The sequence below is a fragment of the Curtobacterium sp. SL109 genome, from assembly GCF_026672405.1.
In the GTDB taxonomy this organism is placed as follows: Bacteria; Actinomycetota; Actinomycetes; order Actinomycetales; family Microbacteriaceae; genus Curtobacterium.
Window position 1 is genome coordinate 370,980 of sequence record NZ_JAPPRB010000002.1, and the last position, 15,966, is coordinate 386,945.

The following is a 15,966-nucleotide window of genomic DNA, read 5'->3' on the forward strand; positions in this document are numbered from 1 at the left end:
CGGCACCGCCCCTGTGGAGAGAGTTCACCGACGGTGGAGGACGTGCTCGTGACTGTGAGGGCGCGCAGAGGACAACCGGTTCGCTCATCGTGACGAAGGGGACACGATGACCGACACCACCGACCGCGCCGTCGACGGGCAGGGTTCCAAGCTCCGCCAGGCGATCACCGGGCCGCTGCTCTACCTGTTCATCCTCGGGGACGTCCTCGGCGCCGGCATCTACGCGCTGATGGGCACGCTCTCGAAGGACGTCGGCGGAGCGCTCTGGGCACCGCTGCTGCTGGCGCTGCTGCTCGCCCTCCTGACGGCCGGGTCGTACGCCGAGCTCGTGACGAAGTACCCGAAGGCCGGTGGCGCCGCGATCTTCGCCGAGCGCGCCTACAAGGTGCCGATCGTGTCGTTCCTGGTCGGGTTCTGCATGCTCGCCGCCGGTGTCACGAGCGCCGCGGGCCTGTCACTCGCCTTCGCCGGGGACTACCTCGGCACGTTCGTCGACCTGCCCCCGGTGCCGACCGCCATCGTGTTCCTGGCGCTCGTCGCCTGCCTGAACGCCCGCGGGATCTCGGACTCGCTGAAGAGCAACGTGGTCATGACGGTCATCGAGGTGTCCGGCCTGGTGATCGTCATCGTCGCGGTCGCCGTGATGATGGGCGGCGGTGGCGGCGACGTCTCGCGCATCGGGGCGTTCCCGTCCGAGGCGAACCCGGCGCTCGCCACCCTGAGTGCCGCCATCGTCGCCTACTACTCGTTCGTCGGCTTCGAGACCTCCGCCAACGTCGCCGAGGAGGTCCGCGAGCCGCGGAAGGTCTACCCGCGGGCCCTGTTCGGCGCCCTGGCCACCGCCGGCGTCGTCTACGTGCTCGTCGGCCTGGCGAGCGCGATCGCCCTGCCCTCCTCCGAACTGCAGGAGTCGTCCGGCCCGCTGCTCCAGGTCGTGGCCGCCACTGGAGTGCCGATCCCGGACTGGGTGTTCAGTCTGATCGCCCTCGTCGCCGTCGCCAACGGCGCGCTGCTGACGATGATCATGGCGAGCCGCGTGACCTACGGCATGGCCGAGCAGCGCCTGCTGCCCACCGTGCTCGGCAAGGTCCTGCCGAACCGGAAGACGCCGTGGACAGCCATCGTCGCGACGACCGTCGTCGCGATGCTGCTGACGCTCGTCGGCGACGTCGGCACCCTCGCCGAGACCGTCGTGCTGCTGCTGCTCTTCGTGTTCATCAGCACCAACGTCGCCGTGCTCGTCCTTCGCCGCGACCGCGTGGAGCACGACCACTTCCGGGTCTGGACCTTCGTCCCCGTCCTCGGTGTGCTGTCGTGCATCCTGCTGCTCACCCAGCAGAGCGGGCAGGTGTGGCTGTACGCGGCGATGCTGCTCGCGGTCGGCGTCGTGCTCTACCTCGTGGCGCGGGTCAGTGGAGGCCGGAAGCGCGGAGACCGTCGACCCACCGCGTGACGGCGGCGGCGATCTCGGCACGGGCCTGGGCACGCGGGACCGTCGCGGTGCGGTCGCCCGGCTGTGCGCCGTACGCCCCGAAGTCCGCGTGGTTGACGCCCTGCAGCTCCGTCATCGTCGCGCTCGCCGGCAGCCGCTCGCGGGCGGCTTCGACCTTCGCGGGCGTGGAGAGCCCGTCGCGGGACCCGGAGAGGCTCAGGACGTCCAGGTCCGACCCGGACAGGTCGTTCGCGCAGTAGCTGCCGAACAGCAGCAGGCCGGCGACCTCGGGGCTGTCGGCGAGCTGGCACGCCCGGACCCCGCCGAGGGAGTGCCCGCCGACAGCCCAGGTGTGGACCGACGGCACGTGGGCCTCGAACGTGGCGAGCGGCCGCGGGTCGAAGAAGGCCAGGTTGAGCGTCGGCTTCGTGATGACGACCGTCGTCCCGGCGGCGACGACCTGCCGGAACGACGCCATGTAGGCGTACGCGTCGACCTTCGCACCGGGGACGAACACCACGCCGACGCCGTTCGCGCTGCCCGTCGGCGTCATCACCACGGCGTCGCTGGCGTCCCGCACGGCCACGCGGTCGTCACGCCAGACCTGCAGCGCGGCGGCACGGGTGCCCTGCATCACGATGTTCGCCCACACGAGGAAGACCACGACCAGGACGAGCACCACCGCCACGGTCCAGGTGGTCCATCGGCGTGCTCGGCTCATCGTGTCTCCTCGGTCCGGTGTGCGGTGATCGTGAACGGTCCGCCGCCCGCGACCGCCCGGACGACCACGTCGACCCAGCCGGCAGCGGCGACGTCGGCCGCCAGGGCGTCGTCGGTCCGCTGGACCGTCACGGCGAGCGCCCCGCCGGGACGGACGGCCACGAGCGCACGGCGGAGCACCCCGCGGAGCTCCGTCCGCCGCACGTGGCGCAGCAGTCCGGTCGCGAAGACGGCGTCGAACGGTCCACCGAAGACCCCGGTCCGGACGTCGAGCACCCGCGCGCCGTGGCCGTCGGCCCGCAGCTCGTCGACGAAGGTCCTGGCCCCGTCCGTGCGCTCGACACGGAACCCGGCGGCTTCGAGGGCGATGGCGTCCCGCCCGGCCCCCGACCCGAGTTCGAGCACGTGGGCGCCTGGTCGGACCAGCCCGGCCAGCACGTCGACCAGCCCGGAGGCGCGTGGGGCCGCCGGTGGGCCCGCCAGCGCCAGGAGCATCACGACCTCGTGCCGGCCGTCCGGCAGGGCGTCGCCGGGTACGGCCGATGCGGTGAAGCCGAGGCGTTCGTACGTCCGTCGGGCACGCGCGTTGTCGGGCATCACCGCGAGCTCGAGCACGGCGGCCCCGGTCTCGGCGGCCCAGCGGACGAGGGCGTCGACGAGGGCGTCCGCGACACCGCGGCCACGCGCGGCGGGGTCGACCCACATCGAGATCAGCTCGGCACGGTCGCCCTCGCCGGGGACCCCGCTCGCCATGCCGACCGCGTGGTCGCCCTCGTACGCGACCAGGTCGAGGGCGCCCGGGATCGACAGCCGGGCGCGCCAGCGGTCCTCCGGAGCGTCCGACCAGTCGGCGAGCCGTGAGCCGAAGGCCTCGGGCGCGTCCGCGAGCGCCGCCAGCCGGACCGGCCGCCACCGCTGCCAGTCGTCGGCGGCCATGGCCCGCAGGGTGATCGTCACGCTCCGACGCTAGCGCTCCCCGAGCCGGACCGGCAGTCGGGCCGACGGCGACGCTGCGGAGGAGGGCGAGCCTCCCGTCCGGACGCCGCTCGCAGCCGCGCGCCGACATGACGACGGCCCGACGTCCCCGGCGTGCTGCCGGGGCCCGTCGGGCCGGTCGTGGTGGGGGTGGGTCAGGCCGTGATGGCCGCGCGGATCTCCGCGGCGGCGGCCCCGACGTCCGACGCGCTGTAGATCGCGCTGCCGGCGACGGCCACGCGTGCGCCGGCCTCCTGCACCGAGGCGACGGACGAGGCGTTCACGCCACCGGCGACGGAGAACGGCACGCCGGACTCCTTGCCGGCGTCGAGGAGCTTCGAGAAGGTGAAGCCCTCCTCTGCCTGCTCGTCGAGACCGGCGTGCATCTCGACGAACTCGGCGCCCATCTCGGTGACCTCGCGGGCACGGGCGGCCTTGTCGGAGACGCCGATCAGGTCGACGACGATGCCCTTGCCGTGGGCCTTGGCGGCCTTGACGGCACCGGCGATGGTGCTGTCACCGGCGACACCGAGCACGGTGACCAGGTCGGCGCCGGCGGAGAAGGCGATGTCGGCCTCGAGCTCACCGGCGTCCATCGTCTTGAGGTCGGCGAAGACGATCTTGTCCGGGTGTGCTTCCTTGATCGCGGTGACGGCGGAGAGGCCGGCGGCCTTGATCAGCGGCGTGCCGAGCTCGATGATGTCGACGTGCGGCGCGGCCGCGGCGGCGAGCTCGAGGGCCTTCTCGGTGGTCAGGGTGTCCATGGCGAACTGGAGCTGCATGAGTGTGCCTTTCAGTGGTTCATTCGAGGTTGGCGTGACGGGGCCAGAGGTCGTCGGCGGACTGCCCGCCCCTGGCCCACAGGGTGTGGAAGAGCGCGTCGCCGAGCAGGGCGACGCCCTGTTCGAACAGGCTGCCGGCGTACTGCGCGGACGCGGTGCCGGAGCGGTCGGTCTTCGTGGCGGCGGGGAGCACGAGCGTGACCGCGGCCAGCTCGGCGAGGGGCGAGTCCGCGGTGGTGGAGACCGCGATGACGGAAGCCTCGACCTCGACGGCCTTCTCGCCGGCTGCGACGATCCCGGAGGTCGTGCCGGAGCCGCTCGCGACGAGCAGCACGTCGCCCGGGCGGATCGCCGGGGTGGTGACCTCGCCGACGACGTGCACGTCGAGTCCGAGGTGCATCAACCGCATCGCGGTCATCCGGAGCGCGAGTCCGGAGCGACCGGCACCGTGCACGAAGACACGGTCGGCGCCCTCGACCAGGTCGACGGCCTGCGCGTAGGGCGCGGGGTCGGCCGATCGGAGTGCCGCGGCCAGGTCGTCGAGCTCGCGGACGACCAGGTCGAGCGCGTCGGGGACGGTCGGTTGTGCCATGCAACCCACACTGGCCCTCCGCCCCTGGACGAACCGCTACCCGACACGGCGGGGGTCCCACCCGATCGGGTGGCCCCACCCACACGGATGGGAGACCCGCGTAGGTTCGGTGCGTGGACGACACAGCAGACACCGCCCTGGAGGCCCGGGTCGACCCCGGCGGACGCCTGGCAGCCGCGGAGCACGCCAGGACCGTCGCCGAGCAGGCCGACCGGCACGCCCTCACGCTGGAGTCGGTGCTCGCGGTGCTCCGGTCCTCGCGGGTCGGGGACGCAGCGGCTCGGGCAGAGGCCGTCGAGATCGCCTCGGCCGCCCTCGTCGAACTGCGCACCGCGACCGACCTGCAGCGCGGAGCCCTGCTCGAACCGGTGACCGGGGCGTTCTCCCGCCTCCGCGCCGACCTCCGCCCGCTCGTGCGCTTTGGTGACCTCGACGTGCAGTTCGTCGAGCCGCCGGCCACCGGCCGCGCCCTGCCCGGTGACGTCGCGCACGCGGCCAGGGCGATCGTGCGGACGGCGGTCCTCGCGCTCGCCGACGAGGGTCGGGCGCAGCGGGTCCGCATCCAGTGGGACTGCGACGGCCGGAACCTGCTCATGCAGCTCCGCGACGACGGCGCCGGCACGCTCGACACGCACGACGACGCGATGCGGCCGATCGCCGAACGGGTCGCGGCCCTGGACGGACGACTCCGGGTCGACTCGACGCCGGCGTGGGGCTCCGTCCTCGACATCTCGCTCCCCCTCGACCCGCCGGCCGGGCAGGTCGACGTGGCCGACGACGCCGACCTGACCCCACGGGAGCGCGACGTGCTCCGGCTCGTCGTCACCGGCGTCGGCAACCGGGAGATCGCCGACGGGCTCGGCATCACCGTCAACACGGTGAAGTACCACGTGGCGAACCTGCTCCGGAAGCACGGCGCCCGCACCCGCGCCGAACTCGCCGCCGCTGCCGGCGCCCGCTCCTGACGAGCGCCGTGCTGCCTCAGGGCGTGAAGCGGTAGCCCATCCCCGACTCGGTGACCAGGTAGCGGGGGTGTGCGGGGTCCGGCTCGAGCTTCCGCCGCAGCTGCGCCATGTAGAGCCGCAGGTAGCCGGAGTCGTTGCCGTGCGTCGGACCCCAGACCTCGGTCAGGAGCATCTCGCGGGTCATCAGCCGGTCGGGGTTCGTGACCAGGACCTCGAGCAGCCGCCACTCGGTCGGGGTGAGCCGGATCGCGGGCCCCTCGGTCGACGTCACCTGCTTCGCGACGAGGTCCACGAGCAGCGGACCGATCGCGATCGACGGGGTCTCCTCGGACGCGACGACCCGCCGCCGACCGAGCGCCCGGAGCCGTGCGAGCAGCTCGTCCATCTGGAACGGCTTCGTCACGTAGTCGTCCGCGCCGGCGTCGAGCGCGTTGACCTTGTCCGCCGAGTCCGTCCGCCCGGACAGCACCAGCACGGGCACCTGCGTCCACGCGCGGATGCCCTGCAGGACCCCGATGCCGTCGAGCCTGGGCATGCCGAGGTCGAGCATCACGATGTCCGGGCGCTCGGTGATCACCGCGTCGATGGCGGCGCGGCCGTCCCGGGCGGTGACGACGTCGTACCCGCGGGCGGTCAGCGTCACGCCGAGGGCCCGGACGAGCTGCGGGTCGTCGTCCGCGATCAGGACCTTCATCGGGCTACCACTCCCAGGTGTCCGGCGATCGGCAGCCGCACCACCATGGTGAGCCCGCCGCCCGGGGTGTCGTCGACCTCGATGGTGCCGCCCATCCCCTCGGTGAAGCCCCGTGCCAGTGCCAGTCCGAGCCCCAGCCCGGTGTCGTTGTCGGTGTCGCCGAGCCGCTGGAAGGGCTGGAACACGTCGTTCCGCTGCACCTCGGGGATGCCCGGTCCGTGGTCCGCGACACGGAGCTCGACCCCGCCGCCGAAGGCACTCGCCGCCACCCGGACGCTCGTGCCCTCGGGGCTGTAGCGGACGGCGTTCGCGAGCAGGTTCACGATGACGCGCTGCAGCAGCACGGGGTCGGCCAGCACCGGAGGCAGGTCCGCCGGCAGGTCGAGGTCGACGTCGTCCGGCCCGAGCTCCAGCTCGTCGAGGGCCGGCGCGACCACGGTCTCCAGCGGCAGCGGCACGGGTGTGACCGCGAGCACCCCCGCCTGCACCCGCGAGACGTCGAGCAGGTCGCCCAACAGCACCGCGAGCTGACCGAGGCTCTCGTCGGCGGTGGCGAGCAGGGCCTCCCGGTCGGTCTCCGACAGGCGGATGTCGCTGGCACGGAGGGTCTGCACGGCGGCCGAGGCGGCCGCGATCGGCCGGCGCACGTCGTGGCCGACGGCCGCGAGGATGGCGCTCCGCACCCGGTCCGCCGCCGCGATCCGTTCGGCGTCGACCGCGGTGCGGGTGAGTGCCCGGTGCTCCAGGGCGGCGTCGATCTGCTGCTCCACGACCCGCAGCAGGCGGCGCTGGGTCGGGTCGTCGGGTGCGCCGGCGAACTCCAGGACGGCTCCGGACGGGAGGCTCGTGGTGGCGTCCGGCGCGTCGTCGAACGTCCCCGACGTGGCCGGCACGACGTCGCCCTGGCGGACGCGCAGCCCCGTGAAGCCGAAGGCCTCGCGGGTGCGGTCGACGAGTGCCTGCAGGGCGTCGTCGCCGCGCAGGACGCTGCCGGCGATCCCGACGAGGAGCCCGGACTCCGCCGCGGCCCGACGAGCCGTCCGGGAGCGGCGCGCGGACCGGTCCACCACGAAGCTGACGAGCACGGCGCTGATGACGTACATCACCAGGGCGACGAGGTGCCACGGCTGCTGCACGGTGACCTGGTGCAGCGGTTGGACGAAGAAGAAGTCGAGGCTGAGCCCCGAGAGCACGGCCGCGAACACCGCCGGCAGCATCCCGCCGACCAGCGCGACGACGAGGACGAGCAGCTGGTACGCCAGGACGTCGACCGTGATCGAGTCCGGGTCGTCGGTGAGGCTGAGCGCCCAGGTGAGCAGCGGCCCCGCGACGAGGGCGAGCACGAACGCGGCGACCACGCGGCCCCGGGACAGGCTGCCGCCGAGCTTGGGCAGGGCGATCCCGCCGCCGGCGCGCTCGTGCGTGACCACGTGCACGTCGATGTCGCCGGACTCCTGGATCACCGTGTTGCCGATGCCCGGACCGGTGACGGCCGCGGTCGCACGGCTGCGGCGGCTGACCCCGATGACGATCTGCGTCGCGTCGATCGACCGGGCGAATCGCACCAGCGTCAAGGGCACGTCGTCGCCGACCACCTGGTGGTACGTCCCGCCGAGCTGTTCGAGCAGCGCCCGCTGCCTGCCGAGCGCACCGGGGTGACGTTCCCGCAGCCCGTCGTTCGTCGTGACGTGCACCGCCGCGAGCTCCCCGCCGGCCGACCGCGCGGCGATCCGGGCTCCGCGGCGCAGGAGGGTCTCACCCTCGGGCCCGCCGGTGAGTGCGACGAGGACGCGCTCGCGGGCCTCCCACCGGTGGTCGATCCCGTGTTCGGCGCGGTAGCGCTTGAGCGCGTCGTCGACCTCGTCGGCCAGCCAGAGCAGGGCGATCTCGCGCAGGGCGGTGAGGTTGCCGAGGCGGAAGTAGTTCGACAGCGCGGCGTCGATCCGGGCGGCCGGGTAGACCAGCCCGTCGGACAGCCGCTCGCGGAGGGCCTGCGGCGACAGGTCGACGACCTCGATCTGGTCGGCGGCGCGGACCACGGCGTCCGGGACGGTCTCCCGCTGGACGGTGCCGGTGATCTCGCGCACGACGTCCCCGAGGGACTGCATGTGCTGGATGTTCACCGTCGAGATGACGTCGATGCCCGCGGCGAGCAGGGCTTCCACGTCCTGCCAGCGCTTCTCGTGCGGGCCACCGGGGGCGTTCGTGTGGGCGAGCTCGTCGACCAGGGCGACGTCGGGCCGGCGCGTGACGACGGCTGCGAGGTCCAGGTCGTCGAGCTCGACGCCGCGGTGCTGTTCGGTACGGCGGGGCACGACCTCGAGCCCGTCGACGAGCGCGGCGGTGGCGGCACGGCCGTGGGTCTCGACGACGGCGACGACCACGTCACGGCCCTCGGCACGCAGGCGGCGCCCCTCTTCGAGCATCGTGAAGGTCTTGCCGACGCCGGGTGCGGCACCGAGCAGGACCCGCAGCTTCCCTCGCTTCACGTGCTCATCCTCTCGCGTGCTGCCGTGGTCGTGGTGGTGGTGCGGGCGGGGCCCCTTCGCAAAACACCGGTGTTCGTCGGTCGCACCGCGCTTTCCCGCGGCGCGGAGGATGAACACCGGTGTCTTGCGGAGGGGGTGGGGGGGGGTGCGGAGGGGGTCCCCGGGTCAGGACAGCGTCGCCAGGGCCAGGTTCAGCTCCAGGACGTTGACCGTGGGGCCCCCGAGGACGCCGAGCTGGCGGGACTCGGTGTGCGCGGCGACCAGGGCACGGACCCGCGACTCGGACAGCCCCCGGGCCTCGGCCACCCGGGCGACCTGCAGGCGGGCGTACTCGGGGCTGACGTCCGGGTCGAGGCCGGAGCCCGACGCCGTCACCGCGTCCGCGGGCACGTCGGCGGCTGCGACCCCGTCGGCCTTCGCGACCGCCGCACGACGCTCCTCGATGGCCTTGGTCAGGTCGGGGTTGCTCGGCCCGAGGTTCGACCCGGACGAGGCACCGGCGTCGTACCCCTCCTCGCCGGCCGCCGACGGACGGGTCTGGAACCAACGGTCGGCGTCCTTGCCGCTGACCGCCTGCCCGATGAGGGAGGAGCCGACGACCTTCCCCGACGCGTCGGTGACCATCGAGCCGTTGGCCTGGTCGTGGAAGGCGACCTGCCCGACGCCGAACACCGCGAGCGGGTAGGCGACGCCGAGCACGACGGTGGCGAGGACGGTGAGGCGGACGGCCACACCGAGTGAACGGACGGAACTGCGTGGTGATGCCATGGTGTTCAGAACCCCGGGATGAGACCGACGACGAGGTCGATCAGCTTGATGCCGATGAAGGGGACGATGACGCCGCCGAGCCCATAGACGAGCAGGTTGCGGCCGAGGATCGACGACGCCGAGGCTGCGCGGTACTTGACGCCACGCAGGGACAGCGGGATGAGCGCCACGATGACGAGCGCGTTGAAGATGATCGCCGACAGGATCGCCGACGCCGGGCTGTGCAGGCCCATGACGTTGAGCGCAGCGAGGCCCGGGAACACGGCCTGGAACATCGCCGGGATGATCGCGAAGTACTTCGCGACGTCGTTGGCGATCGAGAACGTGGTCAGTGCCCCGCGGGTGATGAGCAGCTGCTTGCCGATCCGGACGACGTCGATGAGCTTCGTCGGGTCCGAGTCGAGGTCGACCATGTTGCCGGCCTCCTTCGCCGCGGTCGTCCCGGTGTTCATCGCGACGCCGACGTCCGCCTGCGCCAGGGCCGGGGCGTCGTTCGTGCCGTCGCCCGTCATCGCGACGAGGTTGCCGCCCTCCTGCTCCCGGCGGATGAGCGCGAGCTTGTCCTCCGGGGTGGCCTCGGCGAGGTAGTCGTCGACACCGGCCTCGGCGGCGATCGCCTTCGCGGTGCGGGGGTTGTCGCCGGTGATCATCACCGTGCGGATGCCCATCGACCGCAGCTCGCCGAAGCGCTCCGCCAGACCGTCCTTCACGACGTCCTTGAGGTGCACGACACCGAGCAGCGCGACCGCGCCGGACGCCGATCGCCGACCGACCACGAGCGGGGTGCCGCCCTGGTCGGAGATCTCCGCGACCGTGGCGTCGACGGCCGCGACGAGACCGGCATCGGAGGTGTCAGCCCACGCCAGCACTGCTGCCGCGGCACCCTTGCGCACCGAGGAGCCGTCGGGCAGGTCGACGCCGGACATGCGCGTCTGCGCGGTGAACGGCACCTCGACCCCACCCTCGGGCAGGGGCGTCGTGATCCCGGCAGCGCTCGCCAGGTCCACGATCGACCGGCCCTCGGGCGTGCCGTCGGCAGCGCTCGACAGTGCGGCAGCTGCCATCAGCTCGGCCTCGGTCACCCCGGGCACGGGCACCACGCGCGAGGCCCGGCGGTTGCCGTACGTGATCGTGCCGGTCTTGTCGAGGAGCAGCGTGGTGATGTCACCGGCGGCCTCGACCGCACGGCCCGACATCGCGAGCACGTTGTGCTGCACGAGCCGGTCCATGCCGGCGATGCCGATCGCGGAGAGCAGGGCGCCGATGGTGGTCGGGATGAGGCAGACCAGCAGGGCGATGAGCACCGTGATGCTGACCGTCGCACCGACCATGCCGGCGATGGGCTGCATCGTCAGGCAGACGATGACGAAGACGATCGACAGCGACGCGAGCAGGATGTTCAGCGCGATCTCGTTCGGCGTCTTCTGCCGGGCAGCGCCCTCGACGAGCCGGATCATCCGGTCGATGAAGGTCTCACCGGGGGTCGAGGTGATGCGCACCACGACGCGGTCCGACAGCACCCGGGTGCCGCCCGTGACGGCGCTGCGGTCACCACCGGACTCGCGGATCACCGGCGCGGACTCCCCCGTGACGGCGGACTCGTCGACCGAGGCGATGCCGTCGATCACGTCGCCGTCACCTGGCACCACCTCGCCGGCGACCACCACGACGACGTCGCCCTTGGCGAGGTCGACGGACGCGACGTCCTCCGTGGCGTTCACGACGGCCGCCGGGTCGGCAGCGGAGTAGTCGATGACGCGGCGCGCGCTCGTGGTCGAGCGGGTCTTCCGCAGGGTGTCGGCCTGGGCCTTGCCCCGGCCCTCCGCGACCGACTCCGCCAGGTTGGCGAACACGACGGTCAACCAGAGCCAGACGGCGATCGCGATGGTGAAGGAGGACGGGACGGGCGCGGCGGAGTCCGCCGAGCCTCCAGACCGGGTGAAGGGCTCGACGACGGCGGTGACCGTCGTCAGGGCCGCGCCCACCTCCACGATGAACATGACGGGGTTCTTCCACATGAGCCGCGGGTCGAGCTTGCGGAACGCGCCCAGGAGGCCCGCCACCAGTTGACGGGGCCCGAAGGCGGACGAGCGGGTGGCCGGCCGGGAGGCCGCGGTCACCTCCGGTTCGGAGGTCTCGATGGTCATCGAACCAGTCCTTCTGCGAGGGGTCCCAGTGCGAGCACCGGGAAGTACGTGAGTGCGGTGACGATGACGGCGACGCCACCGAGCAGGCCGATGAACAGCGGCCGGTGCGTGGGCAGGGTCCCGACCGTGGCGGGGACCTTCTCCTGCTTGGCGAGCGACCCGGCGAGCGCCAGGACGAAGACCATCGGCACGAAGCGACCGAGCAGCATCGCGACGCCGAGCGCGGAGTTCATCCACGTCGTGTTCGCGGTCAGACCGCCGAAGGCCGAGCCGTTGTTGTTGCCGGCGCTGGTGAAGGCGTAGAGCAGCTCGGACAGGCCGTGGTTGCCGGGGTTGAAGACCGACGTGCCGAGGACCTGCTCGCGGACGCCGGGGATGACGAGCGAGAGCGCCGTCCCGAGCAGCACCACGGTCGGGGTGACCAGGATGTAGAGCGCGGCGAAGGTCATCTCCTTCGCGCGGATCTTCTTGCCGAGGTACTCCGGCGTGCGGCCGACGAGCAGCCCGCCGATGAACACCGTGATCACGGCGAGGACGAGCATGCCGTACAGACCGGACCCGACGCCGCCGGGGGTGACCTCGCCGAGCATCATGTTCAGCATCGCCATCATGCCGCCGAGCGGGGTGAAGCTGTCGAACATGGCGTTCACGGCCCCGGTCGAGGTGGCGGTCGACGTCGTGCCGAACAGCGTGGAGCCGAGGATGCCGAAGCGGACCTCCTTGCCCTCCATCGCGGCACCGGCAGCGTGGGTGGCCACGCCGCCGCCGGCGAGTTCGGCGATCGACATCGCCGACAGGGACACGAGGAAGATCGCGCCCATCACGGCGAGGATCGCGTAGCCCTGGCGGTGGTCGCCGACCATCCGGCCGAAGGCCCGCGGCAGGGAGAACGGGATGACGAGCATGAGGAAGACCTCGAGGAGGCTCGTCCACGCCTGCGGGTTCTCGAACGGGTGCGCTGAGTTCGCGTTGAAGTAGCCGCCACCGTTCGTGCCGAGGAGCTTGATGGCCTCCTGCGAGGCGACGAAGCCGTCCGGGATGTGCTGGGTGCCGCCGGTCAACGTCGTGACGTCGGTGCCGGCGCCCCAGGACTGGATGACACCGCCCGCGACCAGGACGAGTGCGAACACGAAGGACAGCGGCAGGAGCAGCCGGCCCGTGCCGCGCACGACGTCGACCCAGACGTTGCCGAGCGTGCCGGTGTTGCGCCGGGCGAACCCGCGCACCAGGGCCACGGCGACCGCGAGGCCCACCGCTGCCGACAGGAAGTTCTGCACGGCGAGGCCGGCCATCTGCACGGAGTACCCGAGGGTGACCTCCGGCGAGTAGGACTGCCAGTTCGTGTTGGAGACGAACGACGCCGCCGTGTTGAACGCGAGCGACGGGCCGACGGCCGGCAGCCCGAGGTCACCCGGCAGGACGACCTGGATGCGCTGCAGGAGGTAGACGAGCAGCACGCCGACGACGCTGATGAGCAGCACACCGCGGAGGTACGCCGGCCAGGACTGCTCGGCGTCGGGCTCGACGCCGATGAGCCGGTACACGACCCGCTCGGCCCGGCCGTGGTGCTTGGACTCGAACACGCGGGCGATCCAGTCGCCGAGCGGCCGGTACGCCACCACGAGCAGCAGCACGAGGACGGCGACCTGGGCGATGCCGGCCCACGTCTGTGCGCTCCCGCCCATCAGAACTGCTCGGGGCGCACGAGCGCCCAGACGAGGTACACGACAGCGGCGATGCCGAGGACGGCGGCGACGACGGTGATGGCGATCACAGTCGCTCCACCCCCTTGGCGATCAGTGTCACGACGCCGAACACGGCGAGGACACCGGCGACGACGAAGACGTCGAACACGTGGGACTCCTGGAGGTCATCGATGCCCGCGGCAGGTGCCGTGGGCCGCACCGGTTGGGGTACGTTGACGATGGTGTCCCCGGGGGCGGCGTCAGCCGGCCGTCCTAACGGTTCCCTGACGCCCCACTGCTCGACGCATGCGCCGCGCTAACGCCCCCGTCGCGTCGCGGAGCTCCGGGGGTCCGACGACGTCGAAGGGGACGTCGAAGCCGGCGGCCTTCGCTGCGAGGGCGGTCCACGACCAGGACCCCAGCGTGAGGCGGCAGCGATCGGGGCCGAGGTCCTCGAGGTGGGCGTCGGGCTCGAGGTACGGCGCGACCTGACGGGCGGGGACGTGCAGCACGACGGTGCCCGTGCAGGGCCAGGCGTCGACGACGTCCGAGCCCTTGAAGCGTGCGGCGACGAAGGCGGCCGGGTCACCGCCGGGGATCGGTCTCGGGGCGAAGCGCAGTCCGGTCGGGGTCCGCGGGCGCAGCCGGTCGATGCGGTAGGTGCGCCAGTCCCCGTCGACGGCCTCGCTGTCCCGTGCCAGCAGGTACCACCGGCCGTTCCGCGCCACGACGGCGTGCGGCTCGACGCGGCGGGGCGGGCGGTCGTGCTGGTCGTCGGAGCCGTAGGTGAAGCGCAGGACCTGGTGCGTGCGGACGGCGTCGCTCACCGCCACCAGGACCTCGGGGTCGACGGTCGTCGTGCCCGGGGTGCTGACGACCTCGACCGCGTCGACGCGGTGTCGGAGCCGCGGCGGCATCACCTGACGGACCGCGGCGAGCGCCCGCACGGCCGACTCCGCGATGTCCGCACCGGAGGCGGGAGCGACGGCCAGGGCGAGGGCGATCGCCACGGCCTGCTCGTCGTCGAAGAGCAGCGGTGGGAGCTCCGAGCCGGCGGACAGGCGGTAGCCGCCGGCCGGGCCCTTGAGTGCCTCGACCCGGTAGCCGAGTCCGCGGAGCCGGTCCACGTCACGCCGGACTGTCCTCGGGCTGACGTCGAGGCGCTCGGCGAGGACGTCGCCCGGCCAGTCGCGGCGCACCTGCAACAGCGAGAGCAGCGCGAGCATGCGCGAGGACGGTCCGGACATGGCTCGAGTATGACCGGAGAAGCGGACACGATCTGACCGCTTCGACCGGCAGAGTGATGCCCATGACGATCATCACGACTCCCCACCTCAACTTCGACGGCGACGCCCGGGCGGCGCTCGACTTCTACGCAGCAGCACTCGGCACCGAGGCCACGGCGGTGACCTACGGCCAGATGGGTGCCTCGGACGACCCGGCGTGGGCGGACCGGATCGTGTTCGGCCAGGTCGAGTCCGCGCACGGCGTCCGGGTCATGGCGTTCGACGTCTGGCCGGGTCAGCCGTGGGACCAGGGTGTGAACGCGTCGTACGTGTACCTGCACGGTGACGACGCGGACGAGGTCACCGCGGTCTGGGACGGCCTGTCCGAGGGCGCCGAGATCCGGCAGCCGCTCGCCCCGTCCGCCTGGGCACCGCTCGCCGGGCAGCTCCGAGACCGCTTCGGCGTGATCTGGGCGCTCGACGTCGCGCCCGACACCGCATCCGGCGCTCCGGCGACCGACAGCTGACACCGGAGCACCCGGACGACCGTTCCTTCTCTGGGCGGTGACGGATCCGGTTCGCGATCCTCGGGGATCGTGGACCAGATTCGTCACCGAGCGCGCGGAACATGGCCGTCCGTCGCGCGGCCACACGCTCCGGTCGCTCCACTCAGGCCGTGGGCGTCCAGGTCGAGACGGTGACCGCGGCCGTCACCGTCGTCGGGGCGAACACCGCGTCGGGAGCGACGTGGTGGTGGCTCGGGCCCATGTGCACGACGTCGTGGACGTCCGCCGCGTCGAGGTCCATCGTCCAGGTCAGGTCCTCGGACGAGCGCTGGACGAACGACGGGGTCAGGGAGTCGTGCAGCCGGCGTTCCTTCTCGGGGTCGACGCTGATCGTGGCCTCGGCGAGCTCTGCGAGGTGCCCCGTCCGCGGCGTCACGACGACCAGGACACCGTCCGCGTGCAGCACCCGGGCGTACTCCCGCTGGTTCCGCGGCGCGAAGACGTCGAGGACGACCGCGGCGGCGGCGTCGACCACGGGGAGGCGCTCCGTGACGTCACCGACCACGGCACCGGCCCGAGCGTGGACGCGAGCCGCGCGGCGCACGGCGACGGCCGACAGGTCGAGCGCGACCCCGAGCCTCCCGTCCGCGCCGTCGGCGTCGAGCGCGTGCGCGAGGTACGTGCCGGGGCCGGCCCCGACGTCGAGGACCACGCCGGGTGCCTCGGCTGCCCCGACGACCGCGGCGAGCGCCCGCTCGACGGGCGCGTAGTGACCGCGGCCGAGGAAGCGGATGCGGGCGTCCACCATCTCCGGGGTGTCCGCGGTGAGCGCGCGGCGCTTGGCGGGCAGGAGGGTGAGGTGGCCCTGCTTGGCCTCGTCGAACCGGTGCCCGTTCGCGCAGCCGGCCTGGCCGCTGCCGGTGCGGGCGAGGGGCTCGCGGCAGACGGGGCAGGCGAGCACGGGGAGCAGGTCGTCGCGCACCGG

General features: G+C 72.7%; 16 protein-coding genes. 3 read left to right on the forward strand and 13 right to left on the reverse strand.

Annotated features, from left to right (window positions below):
- Positions 1 to 106 precede the first annotated feature (106 nt).
- Positions 107 to 1,453, forward strand: coding sequence for an APC family permease (locus tag OVA28_RS03110; protein WP_268095710.1), 1,347 nt, complete (start codon positions 107 to 109; stop codon positions 1,451 to 1,453).
- Here OVA28_RS03110 and OVA28_RS03115 read toward each other — a convergent pair.
- The 4 genes from OVA28_RS03115 to hxlB all read right to left on the reverse strand — a co-directional run bounded on the left by OVA28_RS03115 (position 1,410) and on the right by hxlB (position 4,501).
- Positions 1,410 to 2,153: an alpha/beta hydrolase gene (locus tag OVA28_RS03115; RefSeq protein ID WP_268095711.1), complete on the reverse strand. Its 744-nt coding sequence runs from the start codon at positions 2,151 to 2,153 to the stop codon at positions 1,410 to 1,412. The genes OVA28_RS03110 and OVA28_RS03115 overlap by 44 nt on opposite strands.
- The gene (locus OVA28_RS03120; RefSeq protein WP_268095712.1) at positions 2,150 to 3,109 is read right to left on the reverse strand and encodes a bifunctional GNAT family N-acetyltransferase/class I SAM-dependent methyltransferase; all 960 of its coding nucleotides are present in this window, start codon (positions 3,107 to 3,109) and stop codon (positions 2,150 to 2,152) included. The genes OVA28_RS03115 and OVA28_RS03120 overlap by 4 nt, the downstream gene beginning before the upstream one ends.
- Positions 3,110 to 3,282: 173 nt before the next feature.
- On the reverse strand, positions 3,283 to 3,909 hold the full coding sequence (gene hxlA, locus OVA28_RS03125) for a 3-hexulose-6-phosphate synthase (protein WP_071276907.1): 627 nt from the start codon (positions 3,907 to 3,909) through the stop codon (positions 3,283 to 3,285).
- Between the two features lie 19 nt (positions 3,910 to 3,928).
- Positions 3,929 to 4,501 carry a 6-phospho-3-hexuloisomerase gene (gene hxlB / locus OVA28_RS03130; RefSeq protein ID WP_268095713.1) on the reverse strand — a complete coding sequence of 191 codons (573 nt, stop codon included), beginning with the start codon at positions 4,499 to 4,501 and terminating at the stop codon, positions 3,929 to 3,931.
- A 113-nt stretch (positions 4,502 to 4,614) separates the two neighbouring features.
- Here hxlB and OVA28_RS03135 point away from each other — a divergent pair, with 113 nt between their 5' ends.
- A complete protein-coding gene (locus OVA28_RS03135) occupies positions 4,615 to 5,466 on the forward strand; it encodes a LuxR C-terminal-related transcriptional regulator (RefSeq protein WP_194659426.1) in 852 nt (283 codons plus the stop codon).
- A 16-nt stretch (positions 5,467 to 5,482) separates the two neighbouring features.
- Here OVA28_RS03135 and OVA28_RS03140 read toward each other — a convergent pair whose 3' ends face one another.
- From OVA28_RS03140 to OVA28_RS03175, 8 genes are all read right to left on the reverse strand, one after another.
- Positions 5,483 to 6,160 (reverse strand): response regulator, encoded by a 678-nt coding sequence (locus OVA28_RS03140; protein WP_268095714.1) that lies wholly within the window; start codon positions 6,158 to 6,160, stop codon positions 5,483 to 5,485.
- Positions 6,157 to 8,649, reverse strand: a complete 2,493-nt coding sequence (locus OVA28_RS03145) for an ATP-binding protein (RefSeq protein WP_268095715.1) — start codon at positions 8,647 to 8,649, stop codon at positions 6,157 to 6,159. The genes OVA28_RS03140 and OVA28_RS03145 overlap by 4 nt, the downstream gene beginning before the upstream one ends.
- 165 nt (positions 8,650 to 8,814) lie before the next feature.
- Positions 8,815 to 9,417, reverse strand: coding sequence for a potassium-transporting ATPase subunit KdpC (kdpC, locus tag OVA28_RS03150; RefSeq protein ID WP_268095716.1), 603 nt, complete (start codon positions 9,415 to 9,417; stop codon positions 8,815 to 8,817).
- Between the two features lie 5 nt (positions 9,418 to 9,422).
- The gene (kdpB, locus tag OVA28_RS03155; protein ID WP_268095717.1) at positions 9,423 to 11,564 is read right to left on the reverse strand and encodes a potassium-transporting ATPase subunit KdpB; all 2,142 of its coding nucleotides are present in this window, start codon (positions 11,562 to 11,564) and stop codon (positions 9,423 to 9,425) included.
- Positions 11,561 to 13,249, reverse strand: a complete 1,689-nt coding sequence (gene kdpA / locus OVA28_RS03160; RefSeq protein WP_268095718.1) for a potassium-transporting ATPase subunit KdpA — start codon at positions 13,247 to 13,249, stop codon at positions 11,561 to 11,563. The genes kdpB and kdpA overlap by 4 nt, the downstream gene beginning before the upstream one ends.
- A complete protein-coding gene (locus OVA28_RS03165) occupies positions 13,249 to 13,338 on the reverse strand; it encodes a potassium-transporting ATPase subunit F (RefSeq protein ID WP_071276921.1) in 90 nt (29 codons plus the stop codon). The genes kdpA and OVA28_RS03165 overlap by 1 nt, the downstream gene beginning before the upstream one ends.
- Positions 13,335 to 13,469, reverse strand: a complete 135-nt coding sequence (locus OVA28_RS03170; protein ID WP_267238431.1) for a hypothetical protein — start codon at positions 13,467 to 13,469, stop codon at positions 13,335 to 13,337. Before OVA28_RS03170 ends, OVA28_RS03165 begins: the two co-directional genes overlap by 4 nt.
- Positions 13,470 to 13,509: 40 nt before the next feature.
- Positions 13,510 to 14,496: a helix-turn-helix transcriptional regulator gene (locus OVA28_RS03175; protein WP_268095719.1), complete on the reverse strand. Its 987-nt coding sequence runs from the start codon at positions 14,494 to 14,496 to the stop codon at positions 13,510 to 13,512.
- 62 nt (positions 14,497 to 14,558) lie between these two features.
- Between OVA28_RS03175 and OVA28_RS03180 the strand changes: the two genes are divergently transcribed.
- Positions 14,559 to 15,002, forward strand: coding sequence for a VOC family protein (locus OVA28_RS03180; protein WP_268095720.1), 444 nt, complete (start codon positions 14,559 to 14,561; stop codon positions 15,000 to 15,002).
- Between the two features lie 142 nt (positions 15,003 to 15,144).
- Here the strand turns inward: OVA28_RS03180 and OVA28_RS03185 are convergent, their stop codons facing one another.
- Complete coding sequence (locus OVA28_RS03185) at positions 15,145 to 15,963, reverse strand: putative RNA methyltransferase (protein WP_268095721.1); 819 nt, start codon at positions 15,961 to 15,963, stop codon at positions 15,145 to 15,147.
- Positions 15,964 to 15,966 lie beyond the last annotated feature (3 nt).

What these genes read in the sequence shown, in the direction of transcription:
- OVA28_RS03140 (WP_268095714.1), bottom strand. Translation starts at nt 6,160, where the DNA reads ATGAAGGTCCTGATCGCGGACGACGACCCGCAGCTCGTCCGGGCCCTC.
- OVA28_RS03175 (WP_268095719.1), bottom strand. Translation starts at nt 14,496, where the DNA reads ATGTCCGGACCGTCCTCGCGCATGCTCGCGCTGCTCTCGCTGTTGCAG.
- hxlB (WP_268095713.1), bottom strand. Translation starts at nt 4,501, where the DNA reads ATGGCACAACCGACCGTCCCCGACGCGCTCGACCTGGTCGTCCGCGAG.
- kdpC (WP_268095716.1), bottom strand. Translation starts at nt 9,417, where the DNA reads ATGGCATCACCACGCAGTTCCGTCCGTTCACTCGGTGTGGCCGTCCGC.
- OVA28_RS03180 (WP_268095720.1), top strand. Translation starts at nt 14,559, where the DNA reads ATGACGATCATCACGACTCCCCACCTCAACTTCGACGGCGACGCCCGG.
- kdpA (WP_268095718.1), bottom strand. Translation starts at nt 13,249, where the DNA reads ATGGGCGGGAGCGCACAGACGTGGGCCGGCATCGCCCAGGTCGCCGTC.
- OVA28_RS03110 (WP_268095710.1), top strand. Translation starts at nt 107, where the DNA reads ATGACCGACACCACCGACCGCGCCGTCGACGGGCAGGGTTCCAAGCTC.
- hxlA (WP_071276907.1), bottom strand. Translation starts at nt 3,909, where the DNA reads ATGCAGCTCCAGTTCGCCATGGACACCCTGACCACCGAGAAGGCCCTC.
- OVA28_RS03115 (WP_268095711.1), bottom strand. Translation starts at nt 2,153, where the DNA reads ATGAGCCGAGCACGCCGATGGACCACCTGGACCGTGGCGGTGGTGCTC.
- kdpB (WP_268095717.1), bottom strand. Translation starts at nt 11,564, where the DNA reads ATGACCATCGAGACCTCCGAACCGGAGGTGACCGCGGCCTCCCGGCCG.